Here is a 21,344-nt window from a genome sequence, read left to right as displayed (position 1 = left end):
GCAGCTAACAGTCTGCCTTTTTTGGCCCAAGTCTCTGTTGTCAGAAAAACCGGAAAAGTCATCGCTTTACCCGTCTTCCTGATTCAAGAGAATTGTCAAACCCATGAGTACTCCAAATATTCCCGGCGCCCAGGCCGCCACCAAGGGAGGGACAATACCCGCACCCCCGAAGTCCTTGGCAAGTTCGGTTAGAACGTAAAGCACGAACCCGGAAAGGATTCCACCCAGAATCATACTTCCCAAACCGCCAAACCTCGAAACTTTAAGGGAAACCGCCGCTGCGATCAAAATCATAGCGACCAAAAGAAGCGGGCGGGCGAGGAGAGTCTGATACTGCAAATTGTAGCGATAGGCAGGTAACCCAGCGTTTCTGGCCAGTTCGATGAAACGAGGCAAATTCCAGAACGAAATCGATTCGGGGGATCCGATGCTTTCGCGAACTTCAGTCGCTGTCAGGAATGTGCTGATCTGATATTGCCCGTAAGGCTGTGGATCCTGTTCGGTCGTGTAGACGATGGCATCGTCCAGGTACCAGATCTGGTCTCCGAGCCGCGCTTCGTCAGCTTCGATCCGCTCGCGGAAGGTACCGTCCTTGTCGAACGTGAAAATGGTGACGCCCTGCAGCAGCGTGCCGCCTTCCAGCAATTGCTTGGCAAGCAACACCGATTCTCCGTCCAGGCCGTCCTGCCGAACCCAGACGTCGTTCGAGGACTGCAGAAGGAAGCTCTGTTCCGAGCCAAACAAACCGGCAGCTGCCTCGTCCGATTTCTGCTGAAACCAGACAGCCGCAGGATTGTAGACAGTGATGGACAGGATTCCGAGAACGATCCCTACAAGGATGGCGGGAAGAGAAAACTGCCAGACCGAGATGCCGGAAGCCCGTGCCACGACCAGTTCAAGGCCTCGGCTCAGCGTAACGAAGGCCGCAATTGCACCGAACAGGACGGTGAAGGGAATGACCTGTTCCAGCAGCAAAGGCACCCGCAAGGCCGAGATCATGGCAACGCGCAGGACGGAAAATCCTTCGCGGTCGCCACCGCGTCTAACCAGTTCCAGGACGTCGAACAAATAGATCAGGACGGCGGCAAACAGGAAGAGACCGAGGATAGCCTTCAGGAAACGCCCTGAAAAATACAGCGACAGGGTGCGTCCAAGGATCATGCGACGCCTCCCGGCTTGCGACCGTTCAAGCGATCACTCAGTGCATCGATCCTGTCCTGAACAGAATGCTGCAGATCGACCAGCCAGCGTGGCTGCGACCCGCCTTGTTCGCGGAAGATGGAGACGAGGGCGAACACCGCGCCCGCAACGGGAACAATGTAAAGCAGGCTGAGAAGCGCGGTGGAACCGCCGGAAATGGCGGTTACGCCGAAGCCCGTGGTCCTCAACAGGACACAGGAACAGATTGCCCCGAGCACGGCGAACCCACGTCCCTGTCGCGTCGTTCTGGCCTTGCCGAGAAACGCGAACACGATCAGGCCGAAGGAAAGGCAGTAAAGCGGCTGGCTGAAGCGTTCATGGAGTTCCTGCGCCAACTTGTCCGGATTCTTCAGCGCATATTCGTCGTTCCTGCCTGGCGACATCAGGTTAAGGGTGGTCCGCTCACTGGCTTTGAACACCGGCTCGCCAGCTTCAGGAATAAGGTTCGACAAATCGAATGCATAGGACTGGAAGCGAACGATTGAAATATCGCCCTGCTGCTTTGGACGTCTCTGAATTGTTCCGTTCTGCATGACAAGAAGCGTGCGATCGGCAGCTTCGACGATCAGCCCGGTGTCTGCCTGATAGGTAAAGGCCGTCTCCGGGTCGCGGGTGTCGTGCATCAAAAGACCGTCAAGAGTGCCCTTGCCTGAGCGGTTGCGGATATGGAACGTCAATCCGTCCTCGACGGTGATGAAGCGACCCGGCTTGACGATGTTGGCAACAAGGTCTGCGCGCACGCGGGTAATCTCGGTGCGTAACTGAGCCAGTCCCGTCGGAGCCACATAAAGTGACATGCTCGCGGTCAGCAACATGACCACGAAGGCAAAGAGCATGACCGGTTTCAAGACAAGGAACCTGGAGCCGCCACTGGCATCGATCACGATCAGCTCACTGTCGCCGGACAAGGAGTTTAGAACCAGTATCAGCGCGATCATCAGGGCAAACGGAGCCACGATGACGATCAGGAAGGGCAGGGCAAGCATGGTTATGCCAATGAACTGGACAATGGTCTGACCCTTTGAGGTCACCAGGTCCAGTTGGCGCAAGGCCTGGGTTGCCCAAACCACACCCGTCATCGCTGCAATCGTGAGGGTGAAAGCGTAAACAGTCCGGCGGATGATGTAACGTTCAAGCGTTTTCATAACGGTGCCGGTACATGTCCCTGCAAAAATGACGATAATCGGCCTGAGACCGAATAACACGGAATGTGGTGAATGGCTCATGAATAAGAATGGTAAATATACATTAATTTTTGTCGCCCTTGCCGAAAAGCTGTTGAAACCCCATGATTTGACAGGAAAATCACAATCTACGGGATAGGGCGCCTTTTCTTTCCACTGCCCACCCGCTCCAACCAGAAAAACCAACGGGACCGAAGCATGACCAAGCTTGCAAAACTGAACTTCTCCAAGGCCGAAACGCCGAAGGGTGGGGTGGCCGTAATCCTGGCCGGTAGCGACCTTAGCCTCGGGCAGGTTGCTGCAGAAGTTGTCTCGGGTCTCGAGGGAGGCTTGCAACGTTCGGCCGGTATCACAGGTTTCACGGGAAAGAAGAAGGCAAGTCTTGATCTGGTCGCTCCCGCCGGGTCGGGTCTCGACCGGCTGATCGTATTCGGCGTTGGCGATGCCGGCGAGTTGACTGGCGACGATTGGCGAGCTTTTGGCGGCGCGGTGTTTGCAGAATTGCAGAAGACCAAGGCAGATGCAGCAACGGTACTTCTGGATGTCCCGGGCGATGCGGATCCCTCCGGAGTATTGGCTGCAGAGTTCGCGATGGGCGTGAAGCTGCGGGCCTATGCCTTCGACACCTACAAGACTGCCAAGAAAGACGATGACAAACCCAAGAACATGAAGGTGACCTTGGCCGTTGCTGATCCAAAGGCATCAAAGAAGGCATGGTCTTCTGCTGAAGCTATTGCCGACGGCGTCATTCTGGCCCGCGACCTTGTGAACGAACCGGCGAATGTGCTTGGTCCGGTGGAGTTTGCCGAAAAGGCCAAGGAACTGACGGCCCTTGGTGTCGAAGTCGAGGTTCTCGGCGAAAAGGAAATGAAGAAGCTTAAAATGGCTGCTTTGCTAGGCGTGTCCCAAGGCTCGACCCGCCCACCGCAGCTGGCCGTGATGCGCTGGAACGGAGGCAAGAAGGGTGACGCCCCGGTTGCGTTCGTCGGCAAGGGCGTTGTGTTCGACACTGGCGGCATCTCCATCAAGCCGGCCGCGGGCATGGAAGATATGAAAGGCGACATGGGCGGAGCTGCCGCAGTCATCGGCGCCATGCATGCGATCGCGGGGCGCAAGGCCAAGGCAAACGTGATCGGTGTCATCGGCCTCGTCGAAAACATGCCGGACGGTAACGCGCAACGACCAGGTGACATCGTCACGGCCATGTCCGGAACCACGATCGAGATCCTGAATACCGATGCGGAAGGCCGTTTGGTTCTTGCCGACGCGCTTTGGTACACGCAGGAAAAGTACAAACCGGCGATCATGATCGATCTGGCGACGCTCACCGGTGCCGTGCTTGTCGCTCTTGGCAATCTGAATGCCGGTCTCTTTTCCAACAACGACGCTCTGGCAGACAAGCTGTTGTCATCTGCCAAGTCGAGCGGCGAGCCGCTTTGGCGCCTGCCGCTGTCGAAGGAATACGACAAGATCATCGACACGCCCAACGCAGACGTCAAGAACACCGGTGGCCGCTGGGCCGGGTCCATCACCGCTGCCCAGTTCCTGCAGCGTTTCACGAATGACGTGCCCTGGGCGCATCTGGACATCGCCGGAACCGCATTCGGCGCTCCGAAGGACGATATCTGCCAGAGCTGGGCTTCGGGCTATGGCGTGCGTCTGCTCAACCAGCTTGTCGCGGATCACTACGAAGGCTGAGGTCCATCTTGGCGTCCTTCGCATTTTCTTCTGGTGGAGGGCGCCAGGACTGGAATGCCGCTGGGCAAAGAAAAACCCGCCGGGAAGGCGGGTTTTTCGTAACTGACTGTCGACCCTGGATCAGCAGGTCTTGTAGGTCTGGCAGGCCGTTGCCGGTTCAACCAGAAGACCCATGCCAAGTGTCGCGCCTGCAACGACAGCAACCAATGCGAAAAACACAACGACACGCGCAAGCATTCACCAAATCCCCTTTTGCGCCGGCTCGGGAAAACCGCTCACCAGCCAAATTTTTTGATCCATGGCCAAATCAAATGATCATTGGATCGTCCCCGGGGACGAACCCTAGCCAATCGACATTTTCGAAGGGTTAATGATACGAGTCTTATGGCCTGTCCATGTCATGTTTGCCGTCGGGGGAATTTGAACAGTCGAGTGTTGCAGGCCTGCACCACATTCCGGCATGGCGGTGGAAAACGGAAAGCGAAGGTACAAGGATGTGTCTAGACAGGGTCCGGCATGAGCGTTGAAGTTGTATTTTATCACCTTTTGCACAAGCCGCTGGAGATGGCTCTGCCGCAGCTTTTGCAAAAGTGTCTGGAACGGGACTGGAAAGTTGTCGTTCAGACGGGAACCGAGGAGCGATGCAGCGCCCTTGATGCCCATTTGTGGACCTTTACCGACGACGGTTTTCTGCCACACGGCACCAAGGCAGACGGTTACGCTGAACATCAGCCGATATATCTCACGTCCGAACAGGATAATCCGAACGAAGCCGACGTGCGCTTCCTGGTAGACAGGGCAGCGCCGCCCCCGCTGACCGCCTACAAGCGGGCGATCTACATGTTTGACGGCAACGATACCGAGGCTGTTCAGGAGGCGCGCAATCGCTGGCAGGAAGCCAAGGCGGAAGGGTTTGAAATCGCTTACTGGCAACAGACCGAAGCAGGCGGTTGGGAACGCAAGGCCTAGGCCGGCACAGACCCTGCGACGGGCGAGCAGTCTTTGAAAAGTGAGACGCGCACCGGTGCGCGATGCCGATAATGGAGGAAAGCCTCATGAAGAAGCTGAAGATGTCATCGGCCGACATGGTCGCCAAAGCCAAGGCGCGGATCGAGGAAGTCGACACCGACGCCGCCATCGCCCTGGTAGGAGATCCGGATGTGGTGTTCGTAGACCTGCGAGACGTGCGTGAACGTCAGAAGCTCGGGTTCATTCCGGGCAGCATTCATTGCCCGCGCGGCATGATCGAGTTCTGGGTGGATCCGGATAGCCCCTATCACAAGGAGGTCTTCTCGCAGGAAAAACGCTTCATCTTCCATTGCGCCGCAGGGTGGCGCTCTGCACTCACTGTCGCGACGCTTCAGGATATGGGCTTTGAAGCTGCCCATCTGACAGATGGGTTTGCAGACTGGGTTGAGAAGGGCGGTCCTGTCGAGCAAAAGGACTGAAGCAGACCGCCCCGCCGGATTGATGCTAGTTGGACGTCGAGATCAGGCGCAGTTCATCCGGATCGGCGTCTGAGCCGTCCGTTCCATCGTCGTTGACGGCGGTTTCTTCGGGATCAATCGGGTCCGTTCCGTCGTCCGGGGTCTCGGTTGCTTCGCGGATTTCATCGATCTTGCCGTCGTAATCGCCGACCCCGAGAACCTGCTTGGCCCAGTCGAGCATTTCCTCGTCGACGTAGTCGTCGCCATATTCCCGAACGCGATTCTCGTTTGCCATCGCCAGAAGTGCTTCTTCCAGCGCTTCGTCAGAAACATCAGCGGCCAGCCCATCCAGGCCGGTCTTTTCCGTTTCGTAGTTGGTTTCAGCCGTTTTGAAATCCGAATAGGCGTCGCTCTGAAGAGCAGTTTCAAGCGCCAGTCTTTCGGTTTCAAGAGCGGTCAGCTCGTCATCTGACAATTCAGCCGTATCAAGGCTTTCAAGTTCGGCAAGCCGGTCTTCGAGCTGTTGCGAGGTCAGACCTTCGTAGGCGAAGCCGTCATAGCTGTCCACGTCCTGAAGCAACCCGTCGAACAGCGTGCGCGCGGTCAGGAGGTCCTGTTCGAGGCCTTGCAGATCTGCGGAAAGCCGCTCGAAGGCAAGGCTGTCATTTATATAGGCCTGGATGGCCGCCAGATGCGGGTCGTTGGAATTGATATAGGCGTGGTAATTGCGATTGAGGGAATTCAACCGACCAAGCTTTGCATTGAAGTTCTTCGGTTTGCCTGCAGGGCTTGCCTGCGGGGTCACGGCAATGCTTGCCAGTGTCGCGCGTTCAGCCTTTGGAAGCCGGTGGCTCGCGGTGCCGCTGTTGCCTCTGGAGGCGGTCTGACGCTTGCCGGAGTTCCTTGAATTTTCGGTTCCGAATACGGAATTCAGAAAGCCACCGAGGCCTTTTCCATTTCCGTTGCCGCTGTTCGACTTGGCCTGCTTGGAACCATTGCCGCGGTTGAAGATCCCAAGGCCCTTGTTGCCGTTGCCGTTGGAAGCGGAGTTACCGCCGCGGTTGGAGTTACCGCTATTGCCCTTGTTGCCGGAATTGCCCTTGTTTCCGCCACCATTGCCGCCGGAATTTCCGCCGCCGCCACCACCATTGCCGTTTCCGTTGCCATTCTTGGCGAACGCCTTGTCCACTTGGAAGGAAAGTGAAGGCACATCCGGCGACAGGGAAGGGGCAACGACGAGCGCGGTTGCGCCGAGAAATAAGGTGACGGTTCTGGAGAGAGACATTACGTATCCTGGTCTGAAGCGTGCGAAAAATCGAGCTTTGCGAAAACGCCCGCGGTAACTCCGCAAACGTGCCCGCAGTGTCTGAATGTTCACTTACGACAACCCGTCAGACTTTAATTGGTTTCACTTCCGACAGGAATTTTTCGGCCGTAACACCACTATTCAACTCAGGCGAGCGAGCAGCTGCGGAACCTTGCCGATGTGGTCCAATCGGTAAAAACGGTCATGGCCACGTGGCTCGTCCGCCTCTTCCAGTGCCCAGGTCAGGTCATAGGGCACGTGAGCACCGTATGCTCCTGCGTCCAGCGCCGGCAGGATGTCCGATTTCAGTGAATTGCCGATCATGAGCGCTTCACCCGGGCCGCTGCCGTGACGCGAAAACAGTGAGCGGTATGTCTCGTCGGTCTTTTCCGAGACAATCTCGATTGCGTCGAAATAGACATCGAGGCCGGAGGCCGTCACCTTGCGTTCCTGGTCGAAAAGGTCCCCCTTGGTGATCAGGACCAGCTTGAATGACGCCTTCACCTTTTTCAGCGTTTCTTCGACGTAAGGGAGAGGCTCGACGGGATGGGACATCATCTCTCGCCCGGCTTCCAGAATTTCGGCGATGACATCGGCAGGCACCTGCCTGTCGGTGACCTCGATCGCTGTCTCGATCATGGAAAGGGTAAAGCCCTTAACGCCGTAGCCGTAGTGCAGGACATTGCGTTTTTCCGCAGCCAGCAGCCGCTCGGCCAGGTGATCCTTGTCGGTGTAGTCGCCGAGCAATGAGGCGAACCGTTCTTCCGTCAGCCTGAACACCCGTTCGTTGTGCCAGAGCGTATCGTCTGCGTCGAAGCCGAGTGTCGTGATCTTGGCCATCAGGAAGCCTCCTCGAATTCGGCGGAAAGCTCCAGCCATTCCTCTTCGGTATTGATCAGCTTCTTCTCGCAGAAGGCCCGTTCCTTGGCGAATTTCGCAGCCCGTTCCGGTTCCCTCGTGAAGAATTCAGGATCGGCAAGGGCTTCATCCAGCTTGATGATCTTCTCCTGCAGGCGCTTCATTTCCTTTTCAGCGGCATCGATCTTCTGTCTGAGCGGCTTCAGAAGTTCGCGTTTAACGGCAGCATCGCGGCGTTTTTCTTGCGCATTTGCCTTGTCAGCTTCCGCAGCGGCCTTGTCACGGGCTTTCTGAACCGCTTCAGGGCCCTGCAGGATCAGTCGGCGATAGTCTTCCATGTCGCCGTCATAGGGTTCCACCTTGCCGCCTGCCACCAGCCAAAGCCGGTCGGCGCAAGCCTCGACGAGATGCCTGTCGTGGCTGATCAGCACGACGGCTCCCTGAAAGTCGTTCAACGCCATCACGAGCGCTTCACGGCTGTCGATGTCGAGGTGGTTGGTCGGTTCATCGAGGATCAGCAGATGCGGACCGTCAAATGTCGCCAGCCCCAGGAGGAGGCGGGCTTTTTCACCACCAGACAGGTCTTTCGCGGGCGTGTCCATCCGATCGGTCGGAAGCCCCATGCGTGCGACACGAGCCCGAACCTTTGCCTCCGGGGCATCCAGCATGAGGGCACGCACATGCGCAACGGCGCTTTCAGCGGGCTTGAGCTCGTCAAGCTGGTGCTGCGCGAAGAAGGCGATTTTCAGCTTCGACGCCTTGGTGATCTCACCATCCATGGCGCCAAGGCGTCCGGAAATCAGCTTGGCGAATGTCGACTTGCCGTTGCCGTTGGCGCCCAGCAGCGCAATCCGGTCATCGGTGTCGATATTCAGCGTCAGACGCGACAGGATCCTGGTATCGCCATAGCCCGTTGTCACACCCTCGAGTTTCAGGATGGGCGGTGCCAGCTGGCTGTCCGGATCGGGGAAATGGATCGGCTTGCTGCTCTCATCCGTGAGGGCGGCAATCGGCTGCATCTTTTCAAGCATTTTCAGGCGTGACTGCGCCTGCCGGGCCTTGCTGGCCTTGTAGCGGAACCGGTCGACAAACGTTTGCATGTGCTTGCGCTGGGCGTCCTGCTTTTCCTTTGCCTTTTCGGCAAGGATCATCGCTTCGCGCCGTTGCCTGTCGAAACTGTCATAGCCACCGGAGTAGTAGGTCATCTTGCCCCGGTCGAGATGGACGATGCTGTCGACAGCCTTGTTCAGAAGGTCTCTGTCGTGGGAGATCAGAAGCACCTGATGCGGGTAGCGGGCAACATAGTTTTCCAGCCACATCGTGCCTTCAAGATCGAGATAGTTCGTCGGCTCGTCGAGCAGAAGAAGGTCGGGTTCGGAAAAAAGAACCGCAGCCAGGGCAACGCGCATGCGCCATCCGCCCGAAAACGACGAACACGGCCTTTGCTGCGCGGCGGCATCAAAGCCAAGGCCGGACAGGATCGAGCCTGCCCTGGCTTCAGCCGTGTGGGCGCCGATGTCGGCGAGCCGGGTGTGGATCTCCGCAATCCGGGCCGGGTCTGTCTGTGTTTCGGCTTCTGCCAGCAGCTGGCTGCGTTCCTTGTCCGCGGCCAGCACCACTTCCATCAGGGTTTCTTCCGTCCCCGGGGCTTCCTGTGCGACCTGACCGATGCGCGCGCGCTTCGGGATCTGCACTGAGCCTGTCTCGGTGGAAAGATCCCCGGTGATGATCTTGAACAGCGTTGATTTGCCCGCACCGTTTCGACCGACAAGACCTGTCTTGGCCTTGCCGGGAAGCGTAACGCTGGCTCTGTCGATCAGGAGGCGGTCTCCGATCCGATATGTAAGGTCCGTAATCTGCAACATGAGGCGGATGTTTGGCGGAGCGCCCATGCGGATGCAAGTGGAAAGCTGTTCTTGGGACGATCCGGTGGCGGGCTGTGGCATCGCTGCACCGTTGGCCCGCCGGTTTGAAGATCAAGGTTCCAGGAAATCGAGGATCTCGGCGACTATCCGCCTGTGTTGCTGCTCGCGCTCCCGGGAACCTTTGACACAAACAATTTCATCGCCGGGCTCTTCTTCCTTCAGGATTTCGAAGGCCTTCGGTTTGCACACGCCCATGAAGTCGAAATGCCCGGCATCTTCCAGTTCAAGATGGTGCACCATGTTTGCAGGTAAGGCGGCCGCAAGAGCGCGGGATTCGACTTCCTGGTTCAGCATATCCGCACGTTCTGAACCCAGGACCAGGACCGGAATGTCTATTGCGTGAAGACTTTCTTCTGAAAACAGGGGCGTGCCACCGAGGTCCATGCTGATAACCTTCCTGACGCGGCTATCCTTGCGCGAAACGGATATCTGTTTCCTGTCGGCTGCGGTCTCGGCAACGGACCATCCTGCGAAAACTCCGCACACCACCGGCTGGTTTTCGCCAGTGCAGGTTGCCGTTTGCCGTTCAGTGTCAAACCTGGCACCTGCCAACAGCATCACGGTGTACCCGCCAAGAGAATGCCCCGCCGCGTAGATGCGGTCCGGGTCGATCCGCCTTGAAGTTGCCTCGTCTTCCAGCAGGAAAGTGATCACCCTCGACAGATCCACCGGTCGATCCCAGAGTTCGCGTGCCTGATCCGGATCACGCAGGAACGTACTGGTTCCCGGATGATTGATCATGGCGACCAGGTAACCGCGTCGCGACAACTCTGAACCCAGCCAGGCCTGATTGAACGTGTTGCCATACATTCCATGTGAAAGGACAAGCAGCGGGAAACGTCCGTCCGCTGGTTTGCCGTCTGGATCGGCAGCAGCCATCTGCCAGACCTTGCTCTTGTCTGCCTGGCTGTAGAGCTCAGGTGTCTGTGTCGGATACCAGAGACCTCCGGCTAGAGGACGATCCTGCCGATCGTCCTCGACTGTCAGACTGGTTACACCAGGACCATAGGGGAGGGCTGAAGTGTCCTGTGCCTGTGAAAAGACCGGGTAGATGAGGCCTGCAACAAGGATTGCTGCGCTCAGGAATGCGCGCGTGTAAGAGTGCCGTTCGGCGAGGTGAGGAGACATGGGAAATCCATCTGAAAGTTGCGATGCCCTTCAAATGTCCGCGGGCAGATCTGTTGACAATCGCCGCAGGCTCCCGGTCCTGTCCTCAATCGTGATAAAGGACAGGACGTTCAAACTGCCTCTCAACGCCTACCGGTCATGATCAGCATTCCCGTCTCCTTTCTGCTCGCAGCTGTCTTCCTGTCACTCGGCATCGCTGCACTGAACTGGCGCTCGTTGCCGCCTGTCGCGAGAGGGCTGTTCGTTTGGCTCTTCGGTCTGCTGACGCTGGAAGCTGCCCTCGTGGGCGCGCGCTTCGCCTTCGGGGTTGTCGAAATCCTGACCGTGCAAAGGGTGTTGCCGGTGTGGATAGCACCGTCCGTTTATCTGGCTTTCGTCTCGCTGACTGTTTCGGGGGAAAGAACCCGGCAACTCGTGGCATTGAATTTTGGTGCGGCTGCCATCGTGACAGTTGCAATGCATTTGCCTGTGCCGGTTGCCGGTTACGTCGATGGGCTGATCGGCGCAAGCTACGCGGTCTATGCGCTTGCGCTTGCAAGGCTCTGGAGCCAGGGGCCGGATGTGTTTTGCCAAGCTCCGACGAACAAGAGTGGTCTGCTTCGCAATCTGCTCGGCTTTTCCATATTGATCATGCTGGCAACACTGCTGATCGACGCCTTTGTCGCTTACCTCTTCGCGCAGCAAAGCGAGGTTGCTGCCGCGCTTGCGATTTCGCTGGCAAGCCTGTTCTTTCTGGTCCTCGCAGTCGGAGCAGCCTTAGGTGTTCTGGGTGCCCGCTTCGGGCAGTCAAGGGCAAAGGTTGAAGAGAGCGTTGGAAATGACGCGCAGCGGGTAGAGATTGTCGATGTTGCCCGAGAGGTTCTGGTTGACCAGGAGTTCTTCCGGGATCCATCGCTCACACTTACGCGGCTGGCCCGGCGGGTCGGGGTTCCTGATCGGGATCTATCCAGAGCTGTCAACGCAGTTGAAGGCGTCAATGTCAGCCAGTTTGTCAATCTGGTCCGCCTCGCGGAAGCGGAACGACTGCTGGTCACGACGGATGAACCTGTCGGCCGGATACAGGAGCAGGCCGGCTTTTTGACCCGTTCGAACTTCTACAGGGAATTCCAGAAGGCATATGGCGAAGCGCCAGGCGCTTATCGCAAGAATGCTCAGTCCTCGCTCTGAGCTTTTTCATCTTCTTCCGGAACACTCAGATAGATCTCGGCCAGACCGGCGAGAAGTTCATGGCAGAGGATCACTTCCCGCGTCTGCGGATCCCAGAAGGCGTTTTCCTCGCCGCAGGCGGTCGAGCGGAAGGTGACTGTCTTCGGCAGCTCGTAGAAAGTGTCGAATTCCTTGGCGACCATCTCCACCAGTCCGCTTTCCTTCAGGAAAACGGCCATGGCTTCCAGGTCTCTTGTTGCCGGATCGTGGACGACCTTGATCTTGCCCCCGGGCGTATCGCTGTCCCTCAGATAAGGATCGGTCACGATTTCCCACGAAGCCGAGGCCTGTTCATAGTCGAAGGCGCAACTTTCGATCCGCTCCTCCGGCAACTCCAGGTCTCTGGCAAGATCCAGAAAAGCGTCTTCGTCGGCCCCTACCATCAGGCACAGCATCTTGTAGCCGCGTTGCTGGTCCAGATCGTGCTCATCGTAGAAAACCAGGTCGTCGTAGTCTTCCTCGGCAATCAGGAACCAACCGATCATCGCCTGTGTGAGATAAACATCCATGTCGTCGGTGTCCGCACCGAGCATGGAAACGGTGGCCAGATTGTCGACGGCATCTTCTTCCTGGGCCAGGACGGGAAGTTCCAGTTCCGAGACAAGCATATGTCCGCTCTCGTGGTAGAGCGTGAACAGCGTGTTGCCCGCAACGAAAACGAAGAGCTCTTCCAGCTGTTCCGGCGAAAGGGCGGCAAGTTGCCCTGCCAAAGTGGGGAAAGTTTGCGGGCTTTCGGTCTCATGTGTATTGGCCGCCACCGAAGGCGCGGCAAGGCTGAGCCAGAGCGATGCGACGGCCGCATAAAGCAGCGTCGGCAGGATGGCGAAGAGTTCGACCATGGTGTCATTCCCGAAGAGGAGCGCCGCAAACCGTCCGCTCGACCTTTGCATTTGCGCGCAGACTAGGCAGCCGTTCGTATGTTGGCCAGCACCATATTGAGACACAAACCGGTTACCGACATCAAAATGTCATGACCCGGCCCCCTTGCGGGCGTGACGGCACCCCGTTATTAAGGCCGCGAAATTTTAAAAAATCCGGAACCGGCACTCCGCCGGCCCGCTGCTGAAACGAGAAAGATGAAACCATGGCGATTGAACGCACGTTTTCCATGATCAAGCCGGACGCCACCAAGCGCAACCTGACCGGTGCCATCACCGCCAAGCTTGAAGAAGCCGGCCTGCGCGTCGTTGCTTCCAAGCGCGTTTGGATGTCCCTGCGCGAAGCTGAAGCTTTCTATGCGGTTCACAAGGAACGTCCGTTCTTCGGCGAACTGACCGAATTCATGTCCTCTGGCCCGACCGTCGTTCAGGTTCTGGAAGGTGAAAATGCCATTGCCAAGAACCGTGAAGTCATGGGTGCAACCAACCCGGCTGACGCTGCAGAAGGCACGATCCGCAAGTCCTATGCCCTGTCCATCGGCGAAAACTCCGTACACGGTTCCGATGCAGCTGAAACCGCTGCTGAAGAAATCGCGTTCTGGTTCTCCGGTGTTGAACTCGTCGGCTAACCTGCGGACAATGAGTTGACTGAAAAGCCGGTCCCGTCGGGGCCGGCTTTTTCTGTTTGTGCCACTTCCCAGCCGTTACATCGCGTTACACTTTGATGCGATTGTCTGACAGCGTTCTGCTTCCAAAGGCCTCATACTCAATTCGTGGGCGAAGAGATCGGGAGAGAGCGATGCGCATATCCATAGCGCTGGCCGGAGTGCTGATTGCAGCACCGGTTGCCGCGCATGACAGCATGGCGCCACTGGAAGGTGAACAAGCCGTCGAGCAGACGCATGTTATGGAGGAAATCTGGAACCTCTTGCTGCCGAAGGCCGAAGCGTCGGCAGACATTTCAGTCGACAGCAACTATCGCCATATTCATGCCGACGGCTATCCGGTGAAACCACCCGGAAAATTTCCCAACCGCGGGAACCCGCATTCCATTTCGAAAAAGAACTACAATCTGAAGGTCCCTCTGGTGCCGCACAAGAACTCCAGCGCAACCAGGGCGCAGGGGGCGGTTTTTGGCATTGCGGTAAACGGTGTGGTCATGGACCCTGGCACGGCGGAGTTCTGGCAAAACGACCGGCGGTCGGGATGGAACTACGAAGCGCTGGGCGGTGCTTGCAAGCTGGGCCTTGACCGGTACAACGCCCATGTCCAACCGGATGGCACCTACCATTATCATGGCATTCCGACCGGCGTCATGACCTCCAAGGATGGCAGGTCAGTGCCCGCCTTGTTGGGGTTTGCCGCGGACGGCTTTCCCATCTACGGCCCTTACGGCTATTCCGACCCAAAGCGGAATTCGGGTCTCAAGAAGCTGAACAGCAGCTACAGGGTGAAGAAAGGCAATCGGCCGGGCGGACCGGGCGGGCCGGGCGGGCGCTACAACGGCAAGTTCACACAGGATTGGGCCTATGTTGCCGGCGCCGGCGATCTTGACCAGTGCAACGGGCGTTTTGCGGTAACGCCGGAATATCCGGACGGCACGTATCACTATGTGCTGACAGATGCATTTCCTTTCATTCCGCGCTGTTGGATGGGCACCCCCGACAGCAGCTTCATGCGCTTGAAGCGCGGTGGTATGAGAGGCGAGATCCAGAACGAGAGCGATCTTCCCACGGTCGATTTTGCGGCGCTGTCGGACAATCGCGAGGCTGCCGTCGCGCTTGTTCAGGCGCAGGGCGGACACCCGCCACGTTTTCTGCATGGAGGTCGCCCACCGCCCCCGGGCCTTGGGTCCGGCCACGGACCAGGCTTTGGCCCGCGCAACGGAGGTCCTCCACCCGGCGGAAGGCCGGAAGCCGGGCGTGGGGGGAGGTCTCCCTGCAGCGGCAGCTGAACGGAAAAAGTGCGTGACAACCACGCACTTTTTTTGGAAATGAAACATTCAAAAATTCGAAACTTGGAAAGAAAGGAAGTCACATGAAATCGATCACGCTCGGAGCTGCCCTCATTCTGGCAACCGTCGGCACATGTTTTGCCGCAGAAGGGCCTGGGGCGCATTTCATCGAAAACTGGGATCTGAATGGTGACGGTGCAGTGACCACTGAAGAAGCGCGGGAACGGCGCGGCAATGTCTTTGCCAGTTTCGACGCCAACGACGATGGTTTTCTGGATGCGGAAGAATATGTCCTCTTCGATGAGGCAAGGGCCCAGGATCAGGCAAAGAATGAGCCCAAGGGAATGGGGAAAGGTGCAAGAAACCCGGCAAACGGCATGCGCCTTGAAGTCAATGACACCGACGGCGACGGCAAGGTTTCCGAAGCTGAGTTTCTCGACAACGCAGCCTCCTGGATCGAATTGATCGACCGCAACGGCGACGGGGTCGTCACAGTTGCGGATTTCGGCCCACGCGGGTGAAACGAACCACCCGGATAATGGGTAAAAGCGGCCATCCGACTTGACAGGTGGCCGCGCTGGGGGAACCTTGCCGGGCTCATGTTCGAGGAATTCAGTAAGGCATCATGACCCAGCAGCCGCCCAAGAGCACCTTTTCCGCCTGTCCGCACGATTGTCCGTCGACCTGCGCGCTGGAGGTGCATTTTTATCCGCATGGCGACGTTCGCCGGCTGAATGGTGCCAAGGACAATGCCTATACCGCAGGCGTTATCTGCGCCAAGGTCGCGCGTTATCCCGAACGGCTTTACCACCCGGACCGGCTATTGAAGCCGCTGCGGCGCACCGGCAAGAAAGGTGAAGGCCGTTTCGAGGAAATCTCCTGGGATGCGGCGCTGGATCTGATCGCCGAAAAGTTCCTGGCTGCCGAAGCCGAATTCGGAGCCGAAAGCGTCTGGCCCTATCACTATGCCGGTACGATGGGGATGGTACAGCGGGACAGTATCCACCGCCTGCGTCATACCAAGGGCTACTCACGTCAGTTCGACAGCTTCTGCACCAACATGGCCTGGACAGGCTATGTCGCCGGCACCGGCAAGTTGGCCGGACCCGATCCGCGTGAAATGGCGGTTTCCGACCAGATCGTCATCTGGGGCACAAATCCGGTTGCGACCCAGGTCAATGTGATGACCCATGCCATTGCCGCCCGCAAGAAACGTGGCGCGCGCATTATTGTTGTTGACGTCTATGAGACCGAGACGATGAAGCAGGCGGACATCGGTATCATCCTGAAACCCGGCACGGATGCCGCGCTTGCCTGCGCTGTCATGCATGTGCTCTTCCGCGACGGCCATGCCGACCGGGACTACCTGGAAACCTACACGGATTGTCCAGCCGAGCTGGAAGCGCATCTGAAAACGAAGACACCGGAGTGGGCTGCTTCGATCACGGGGCTGGATGTCTCAAGGATCGAGGAGCTGGCGCAGCTGATCGGTTCGGTCAAGAAAACCTATTTCCGGCTCGGCTACGGCTTCACCCGGTCCCGCAATGGCGCCGTTGGCATGCATGCTGCCAGTTCCATTGCCGCTGTCACCGGCTGCTGGAAGGAAGAGGGCGGCGGCGCCTTCCACAACAACGGTGCGATCTATCAGCTCAACAAGGAAATGATCGAAGCCGGTTCGCTGAAGGACCCGGCCGTGCGTGCCCTCGACCAGAGCCTTGTCGGCCGGATTCTGACCGGCGACGAGGCGGCGTTGCTTGGTGGTCCGCCTGTGAAGGCGATGCTGATTCAGAATACCAACCCGGTTTCCGTGGCACCTGAGCAGGACCTGATAAAGCAGGGGTTCGCTCGCGAGGACCTCTTCACCGTTGTCCATGAGCATTTCATGACAGAGACCGCGCAGATGGCAGACATTGTGCTGCCGGCAACCCAGTTTCTGGAACATGACGACCTTTATAAAGGCGGCGGACACCAGTATCTGATGCTGGGTCCCAAAGCTGTTGAGCCGCCGGAAGGTCCTAGGGAAAATATATTTGTTATCAACGAGATCGCCAGGCGCGTTGACTCAAAATCTCATCCCGGATTCGATATGAGCGCGCGCGACCATATCGACTGGCTGTTGCGCAATTCCAACTATGGAACGCTCACAGACCTTCAAGCTGGAAAGTGGATCGATCTGCAGCCTGATTTCGAAACGGCGCACTATCTCAACGGTTTCGGTCACGCAGACGGCAAGTTCCACTTCAAGGCTGACTGGGGGCGTTCGTCTGCTCCCAACAAGCCGGAAGACGGCACGATTTTCGGCCCCTGGCAGACGATGCCGGAGTTGCCGGATCAATGGGACAGCATCGAACTTGCCGACGAGCAGCATCCGTTCCGACTGGTGACATCGCCAGCTCGCTCTTTCCTGAATTCCACGTTCAACGAGACCGACAGCTCGAAGAAGAAGGAAGGCCGACCGGAGGTCTGGTTGCGTCCGGAAGAGGCAGAGCGTTTCGGCATCGAAGACGGTGCCAAGGTGAAGATGGGCAACCGGCGCGGTGTCGTGACACTTCATGCGCGATATGTTGCGACCGTCGCGCCTGGAACCGTGATTTCGGAGGGGATCTGGCCGAACGATGCATTCGAGGACGGCCGCGGCATCAACACGCTCACCGGGGCCGACCCAGTGGCGCCCTATGGCGGCGCGGCGTTTCACGACACGGCCGTGTGGGTGAGGGCCGTCTGACGCTGACTGCCGGTTTGTAAGGTAATAGCGGCCCATCCTTCGAGATGCGAGCGAACTCTCTCCTCAGGATGAGGCGGACGTGCATTCAGGCACAAGCAGAGCAACACACTCATCCTCATTCTGAGGAGGTGCGAAGCACCGTCTCGGAGGATGGGCCACTTGCTCCATAGCCTCTCAAATTCAGAAAAGAAAAGGCGGTGCATCGCCCGTCCGATGTCACCGCCTGCCTCGGGAAAGTCTGGTCATGGGTCCGGCTTGGGGCTTCCGAACGTCAGGCCTGGCTTTCCGAGGATTGGGAAACGGGTGTGGCCAGCTTGCCTTCTTCCGCCTTGTAGAAATACTGGCTTGAGACCAGCCAGCCCTTGAGCGGTCGCAGCATAGGAATGCAGGTCACCAGGATCAGCGGCAGGGTCGTTACCAGATGCACCCAGTAGGGAGCGGTGAAGGCGATTTCGAGCCAGATCGCAAAGGCGACTGCGGGAATGCAGCCGAAGCAGATCACGAAAAACGCAGGTCCGTCCGCAGGGTCGGCAAAGCTGTAATCAAGTCCGCAGTGGTCGCATTTGGGCTTCAGCTTCAGGAAGCCGTCGAAGATGGAGCCTTCGCCGCAACGCGGGCAGCGGCCCTTGATGCCGGTGCGGATCGGCGGAATTTGCGGCCAGCTTTGTGGAGTGGTCATGGAACACCTTTTCCTGCGAGAGGTCTTCCGGTTCGAGCCGGAGACGTTAATCCAGTCAATATTTGAATGAATGGATATGTTTGCAGTCAAAGATAAAGCAAATTGTTTGCATGGCAAGCCAATCGCCTGCGGCAGATTGGCAGACGTATGTGTGCAGTCTTTTCCTTTTCGTTCAGAAGTAGGTGGAGGTTTTGTCCGGCGTTGACGCCAATGCCTCGGAAATGACCCTGAACGCGCTATCGATCTGACCGCGATCATGTGGTCCGCCCAGGCAGAGCCTCACGGATTCATCCGCCTTTCCGGCGATCGTGAAGGCGTCGCTTTCCACAACGCCGACAGCCTGGTTCCTCATCTGGCTGACAAAGGCCGGACGAGACCAGCCTTCCGGCAAGGCAAGCCAGATATGAAATCCGTCAGGGTCGGCTTCAAACTTCTGGCTTTTCAGATAGCGGGCGGCCAGGTCCTGCCGGGCCGCGCTTTCGCTTCGGATGTGCCGAAGCAGGGCTCTGGCAGTGCCGTCTTCGATCCAGCGCGTGGCCAGGGCTGTCGTGAGCGGGGAAATCATGACGCTGGACGTGCGCTGTGAACGAGCGAACTGCCATGCAGCGCTCCGGTCCGGGGCAAGGACGTGGGCCAGCCGGAGACCGGCTCCAACGCTTTTCGAAAGAGAGCCGAGGTACCAGGTGATGTCCGGAGCAAGAGCGGCTATCGGCGGGACCTGCTTGCGGCTGAGCTGGCCGTAGGGATCATCCTCCAGGATCGGCACGCCGTGGCGCTGCGCGACGGCGGCAAGGTCGCGGCGCCGCTGCTCGGAGAGGGTGCGAGTGGTCGGGTTGTGCAGGGTGGGATTGAGGTAGAGTGCCTTCAGGCGACCGTCGAGACAGGCTTTGCGAAAGGCCTCCGGATCAATGCCTTCTTCGTCGCTCGGCAAGCCACAAAGCTCCAGTCTGAGTTGTCCGCAGATGGAGCGGATCCCGGGATAGGTGACGGCTTCGCATGCGATCCTGTCACCCGGCTCGCACAGCGTTGCAAGAATGCCGGCAAGGGCTGCCTGAGCGCCGGGAGCAAACAGAATATCTTCCGGGTCGGGTTTGAGGCCAACTCCGGCAAGCCAGCGTGCTGCAGCCTGGCGGTCCGGATCTTTTTCAGAAATTGTCTGATATCGAAGCAGCGGAATGAGGTCGGCCGAAAGTGCGCCGAGCCCCTCTTTCATACGGGCAATCAGGCCGGGGTCACTGACTTCCGGCGGCAGGTTCATGGAAAAGTCCGGAGGTGACAGCCGCTTGGCATCACGTGTTGCAACGCCGCCGCCCAGCACGCTGTCGGGGCCGGTGACGAATGTGCCGCTGCCAACCATGGACGAGATAGCGCCACGCCTGCGGGCTTCGGTGTAACCGCGTGCAACGGTGGTGAAGTCAAGCCCGAGCCGGGCTGCCAACTGGCGCTGCGCAGGAAGCCGGTCTCCAGGCGAAAGGCGTCCGGTGCGAATATCTTCTTCAATGGCGTCCGCGATCGCGGCATAGCGCGGAGCACTGCTGGCGGAAAGGTCCGGACACCATTCGGTCATGAAGAATTGCTTTCAAATTGACTGGATATTGACTGTATACAGAGGTCGTGCCGGATTGTCATCAATCATTCGCTTCGGGGTGGGGCACCCAATGGAACCTGCGAACAATGGACGGCTGGCGAACAGCGCGCGTGCTGAACGGTCTTTGTTTTCAGAAAGATGTGGTCGTGGCGAACGCATGGCAGCGAGCTGGCAGCAGGGCCCTCTCGAAGTAAGCTGGATTTATCCTCGGTCCAGAACCTCGACGGCCAGCACTGTCGGCAAATGGCGGGCAATTTCCTGCCAGGTTTCACCTTCATCCAGGCTGGCGAAAACCGAGCCTGAGTTTGTGCCGAAGTAGAGCCCGGCGGGGTCTCGTGTGTCGCCGCCCATCGCCTGACGCAGAACCGTGAAGAAGCAGGCTTCCTGCGGAAGGCCCTCACGCTTGTCCCGCCAGGTTCGGCCACCGTCTTCGGACTTCCAGACGGCTGCCGCCGCACCGGGGGGAAACCGGCCTTCGGTGTCTCCGTTCAGCGGGAGCGTCCAGATGGTGTCAGGATCTCGCGGATGAACGCGGATCGGGAAGCCGAAGGTGGAGGGCAGGCCGTCGGTGATGTTGTCCCAGTTGAGCCCGCCGTCTGCGGATCGCCAGACGCCGTGGTGGTTCTGCTGATAAAGCAGGTCATTGTCGCCAGGTGCACGCATCATGTTGTGAACGCAATGGCCGGTCTCGCCGTCGCGCGGGGAGGCAGGGTGATCATGTCCCTCACAGGCGGCCGCGTTGGACAGCCGGTTGCGTCGCTCCCAGGTCATGCCGCCATCTTCGCTGGCGAAAACGCCTGCGGCAGAAATGCCTATCCAGAGCTTTTCCGGATTGTCCGGGTCGGAAACGATCGTGTGCAGCACAAGGCCGGCCGCACCCGGGTTCCAGCTGTCTGCGGACGGATGATTGGCGAGCCCTTCCAGATGCGCGAAGCTCTTGCCGCCATCCCGGCTGGCGAGAAATCTTGCGGGCTTGGTGCCGGCGTAGAGCGTGCCGTGGGCGTACCCGAGCGACCAGATTTGCGAAAAGTCGTCCGCAAAAGGCAGGTCCTGAGGTGTCCAATTCAGAAACTTGGCCGTCTCGGGGTCATTGGCTGCCCAGTCGTCGAGCGTCCCTTTGGTTAGTCGGGTGACCTCCCATGTCTCGCCGCCGTCGACAGAACGCCAGACGCCCGCGCCGGACCATTCGCCGCCGCCGCCGGCCCAGATCGTGCCGCTTTCCGGATCGCCGATCACGTGATTGATCGGCCAGCCATCGCAGAAAGGTCCCTTTACCTTCCAGCCTCCACGGTCGCTTCCACCGTTCAGCAGGAACGCTCCCTTGGTGGTCCCGACAAGCACCGTTACGCCCGAAGTCATGGTTTGCCTCCTCCAGAAACCGGTCGAGCTTAACACGAGTTTTGTTGGTTGCAGATGGGCTTCGTTACTCCTTTACGGCGTGATGCGGCCTAAAGGAAAAGAGCCTCCTAACTGGTTCTGTTGGTCTCGAGGAACTGGATCTTCTCGCGGTACCAGTGAAGCGGTAGACAGTGGGAGCCTGCCGGTAGCAAACTGCCGGCACATGCTAGCCATGGCCTTTCCGGAGATG

At 58.5% G+C, this 21,344-nt stretch carries 18 protein-coding genes; 8 read left to right on the top strand and 10 right to left on the bottom strand.

What is annotated here, in order from left to right; translation table 11 throughout:
* Positions 1-66 precede the first annotated feature (66 nt).
* Positions 67-1,161 (bottom strand): LPS export ABC transporter permease LptG, encoded by a 1,095-nt coding sequence (gene lptG, locus FIV03_RS23015; protein WP_152511113.1) that lies wholly within the window; start codon positions 1,159-1,161, stop codon positions 67-69.
* Positions 1,158-2,345 (bottom strand): LPS export ABC transporter permease LptF, encoded by a 1,188-nt coding sequence (lptF, locus tag FIV03_RS23010; RefSeq protein WP_023003978.1) that lies wholly within the window; start codon positions 2,343-2,345, stop codon positions 1,158-1,160. The genes lptG and lptF overlap by 4 nt, the downstream gene beginning before the upstream one ends.
* Positions 2,346-2,582: 237 nt before the next feature.
* Here lptF and FIV03_RS23005 point away from each other — a divergent pair, with 237 nt between their 5' ends.
* From FIV03_RS23005 to FIV03_RS22995, 3 genes are all read left to right on the top strand, one after another.
* Positions 2,583-4,082 carry a leucyl aminopeptidase gene (locus tag FIV03_RS23005; RefSeq protein WP_152511112.1) on the top strand — a complete coding sequence of 500 codons (1,500 nt, stop codon included), beginning with the start codon at positions 2,583-2,585 and terminating at the stop codon, positions 4,080-4,082.
* A gap of 516 nt (positions 4,083-4,598) precedes the next feature.
* The gene (locus FIV03_RS23000; protein WP_152511111.1) at positions 4,599-5,051 is read left to right on the top strand and encodes a DNA polymerase III subunit chi; all 453 of its coding nucleotides are present in this window, start codon (positions 4,599-4,601) and stop codon (positions 5,049-5,051) included.
* 86 nt (positions 5,052-5,137) lie between these two features.
* A complete protein-coding gene (locus FIV03_RS22995; protein ID WP_152511110.1) occupies positions 5,138-5,530 on the top strand; it encodes a rhodanese-like domain-containing protein in 393 nt (130 codons plus the stop codon).
* Between the two features lie 25 nt (positions 5,531-5,555).
* Here the strand turns inward: FIV03_RS22995 and FIV03_RS22990 are convergent, their stop codons facing one another.
* The 4 genes from FIV03_RS22990 to FIV03_RS22975 all read right to left on the bottom strand — a co-directional run bounded on the left by FIV03_RS22990 (position 5,556) and on the right by FIV03_RS22975 (position 10,726).
* Positions 5,556-6,794, bottom strand: coding sequence for a hypothetical protein (locus FIV03_RS22990; protein WP_152511109.1), 1,239 nt, complete (start codon positions 6,792-6,794; stop codon positions 5,556-5,558).
* 162 nt (positions 6,795-6,956) lie between these two features.
* Positions 6,957-7,655, bottom strand: coding sequence for an HAD family hydrolase (locus tag FIV03_RS22985; protein WP_023003983.1), 699 nt, complete (start codon positions 7,653-7,655; stop codon positions 6,957-6,959).
* The gene (locus FIV03_RS22980; protein ID WP_152511108.1) at positions 7,655-9,538 is read right to left on the bottom strand and encodes an ABC-F family ATP-binding cassette domain-containing protein; all 1,884 of its coding nucleotides are present in this window, start codon (positions 9,536-9,538) and stop codon (positions 7,655-7,657) included. Before FIV03_RS22980 ends, FIV03_RS22985 begins: the two co-directional genes overlap by 1 nt.
* A 111-nt stretch (positions 9,539-9,649) precedes the next feature.
* Positions 9,650-10,726, bottom strand: coding sequence for a lipoprotein signal peptide (locus tag FIV03_RS22975; protein ID WP_209009762.1), 1,077 nt, complete (start codon positions 10,724-10,726; stop codon positions 9,650-9,652).
* 138 nt (positions 10,727-10,864) lie between these two features.
* Between FIV03_RS22975 and FIV03_RS22970 the strand changes: the two genes are divergently transcribed.
* On the top strand, positions 10,865-11,893 hold the full coding sequence (locus FIV03_RS22970; RefSeq protein ID WP_152511107.1) for an AraC family transcriptional regulator: 1,029 nt from the start codon (positions 10,865-10,867) through the stop codon (positions 11,891-11,893).
* Here the strand turns inward: FIV03_RS22970 and FIV03_RS22965 are convergent.
* On the bottom strand, positions 11,878-12,771 hold the full coding sequence (locus FIV03_RS22965) for a DUF4344 domain-containing metallopeptidase (protein WP_152511106.1): 894 nt from the start codon (positions 12,769-12,771) through the stop codon (positions 11,878-11,880). The two genes, FIV03_RS22970 and FIV03_RS22965, sit on opposite strands and share 16 nt — an antisense overlap.
* 245 nt (positions 12,772-13,016) lie before the next feature.
* On the opposite strand from FIV03_RS22965, the gene ndk reads away from it, so the two are divergent.
* From ndk to FIV03_RS22945, 4 genes are all read left to right on the top strand, one after another.
* Positions 13,017-13,439, top strand: coding sequence for a nucleoside-diphosphate kinase (gene ndk / locus FIV03_RS22960; protein WP_031270733.1), 423 nt, complete (start codon positions 13,017-13,019; stop codon positions 13,437-13,439).
* 170 nt (positions 13,440-13,609) lie between these two features.
* Positions 13,610-14,764 carry a YHYH protein gene (locus FIV03_RS22955; protein ID WP_152511105.1) on the top strand — a complete coding sequence of 385 codons (1,155 nt, stop codon included), beginning with the start codon at positions 13,610-13,612 and terminating at the stop codon, positions 14,762-14,764.
* An 83-nt stretch (positions 14,765-14,847) separates the two neighbouring features.
* Positions 14,848-15,285 carry an EF-hand domain-containing protein gene (locus tag FIV03_RS22950; RefSeq protein WP_152511104.1) on the top strand — a complete coding sequence of 146 codons (438 nt, stop codon included), beginning with the start codon at positions 14,848-14,850 and terminating at the stop codon, positions 15,283-15,285.
* Positions 15,286-15,389: 104 nt separating this feature from the next.
* Entirely contained in the window at positions 15,390-17,489 is a 2,100-nt protein-coding gene (locus FIV03_RS22945; protein WP_152511103.1) for a molybdopterin oxidoreductase family protein, read from the top strand.
* Positions 17,490-17,760: 271 nt separating this feature from the next.
* On the opposite strand, the gene FIV03_RS22940 is transcribed toward FIV03_RS22945, so the two are convergent.
* The 3 genes from FIV03_RS22940 to FIV03_RS22930 all read right to left on the bottom strand — a co-directional run bounded on the left by FIV03_RS22940 (position 17,761) and on the right by FIV03_RS22930 (position 21,115).
* Complete coding sequence (locus FIV03_RS22940) at positions 17,761-18,168, bottom strand: DUF983 domain-containing protein (RefSeq protein WP_152511102.1); 408 nt, start codon at positions 18,166-18,168, stop codon at positions 17,761-17,763.
* 172 nt (positions 18,169-18,340) lie between these two features.
* Positions 18,341-19,735, bottom strand: coding sequence for a PLP-dependent aminotransferase family protein (locus FIV03_RS22935; RefSeq protein ID WP_152511101.1), 1,395 nt, complete (start codon positions 19,733-19,735; stop codon positions 18,341-18,343).
* Positions 19,736-19,957: 222 nt separating this feature from the next.
* Positions 19,958-21,115: an exo-alpha-sialidase gene (locus FIV03_RS22930; protein WP_152511100.1), complete on the bottom strand. Its 1,158-nt coding sequence runs from the start codon at positions 21,113-21,115 to the stop codon at positions 19,958-19,960.
* Positions 21,116-21,344: the final 229 nt, after the last annotated feature.

The sequence above is a fragment of the Labrenzia sp. THAF187b genome, from assembly GCF_009363375.1.
GTDB lineage: Bacteria > Pseudomonadota > Alphaproteobacteria > Rhizobiales > Stappiaceae > Roseibium > Roseibium algicola.
The sequence above is the reverse complement of the archived record's forward strand: the minus strand, read 5'-3'. Positions and strand labels throughout refer to the sequence as shown.

What these genes read in the sequence shown, in the direction of transcription:
- FIV03_RS22950 (WP_152511104.1), top strand. Translation starts at nt 14,848, where the DNA reads ATGAAATCGATCACGCTCGGAGCTGCCCTCATTCTGGCAACCGTCGGC.
- FIV03_RS23005 (WP_152511112.1), top strand. Translation starts at nt 2,583, where the DNA reads ATGACCAAGCTTGCAAAACTGAACTTCTCCAAGGCCGAAACGCCGAAG.
- FIV03_RS22970 (WP_152511107.1), top strand. Translation starts at nt 10,865, where the DNA reads ATGATCAGCATTCCCGTCTCCTTTCTGCTCGCAGCTGTCTTCCTGTCA.
- FIV03_RS22955 (WP_152511105.1), top strand. Translation starts at nt 13,610, where the DNA reads ATGCGCATATCCATAGCGCTGGCCGGAGTGCTGATTGCAGCACCGGTT.
- FIV03_RS22980 (WP_152511108.1), bottom strand. Translation starts at nt 9,538, where the DNA reads ATGTTGCAGATTACGGACCTTACATATCGGATCGGAGACCGCCTCCTG.
- FIV03_RS22995 (WP_152511110.1), top strand. Translation starts at nt 5,138, where the DNA reads ATGAAGAAGCTGAAGATGTCATCGGCCGACATGGTCGCCAAAGCCAAG.
- ndk (WP_031270733.1), top strand. Translation starts at nt 13,017, where the DNA reads ATGGCGATTGAACGCACGTTTTCCATGATCAAGCCGGACGCCACCAAG.
- FIV03_RS22945 (WP_152511103.1), top strand. Translation starts at nt 15,390, where the DNA reads ATGACCCAGCAGCCGCCCAAGAGCACCTTTTCCGCCTGTCCGCACGAT.
- lptG (WP_152511113.1), bottom strand. Translation starts at nt 1,161, where the DNA reads ATGATCCTTGGACGCACCCTGTCGCTGTATTTTTCAGGGCGTTTCCTG.
- FIV03_RS22935 (WP_152511101.1), bottom strand. Translation starts at nt 19,735, where the DNA reads ATGACCGAATGGTGTCCGGACCTTTCCGCCAGCAGTGCTCCGCGCTAT.
- FIV03_RS22940 (WP_152511102.1), bottom strand. Translation starts at nt 18,168, where the DNA reads ATGACCACTCCACAAAGCTGGCCGCAAATTCCGCCGATCCGCACCGGC.
- FIV03_RS22990 (WP_152511109.1), bottom strand. Translation starts at nt 6,794, where the DNA reads ATGTCTCTCTCCAGAACCGTCACCTTATTTCTCGGCGCAACCGCGCTC.
- FIV03_RS23000 (WP_152511111.1), top strand. Translation starts at nt 4,599, where the DNA reads ATGAGCGTTGAAGTTGTATTTTATCACCTTTTGCACAAGCCGCTGGAG.
- FIV03_RS22985 (WP_023003983.1), bottom strand. Translation starts at nt 7,655, where the DNA reads ATGGCCAAGATCACGACACTCGGCTTCGACGCAGACGATACGCTCTGG.
- FIV03_RS22930 (WP_152511100.1), bottom strand. Translation starts at nt 21,115, where the DNA reads ATGACTTCGGGCGTAACGGTGCTTGTCGGGACCACCAAGGGAGCGTTC.
- lptF (WP_023003978.1), bottom strand. Translation starts at nt 2,345, where the DNA reads ATGAAAACGCTTGAACGTTACATCATCCGCCGGACTGTTTACGCTTTC.
- FIV03_RS22975 (WP_209009762.1), bottom strand. Translation starts at nt 10,726, where the DNA reads ATGTCTCCTCACCTCGCCGAACGGCACTCTTACACGCGCGCATTCCTG.
- FIV03_RS22965 (WP_152511106.1), bottom strand. Translation starts at nt 12,771, where the DNA reads ATGGTCGAACTCTTCGCCATCCTGCCGACGCTGCTTTATGCGGCCGTC.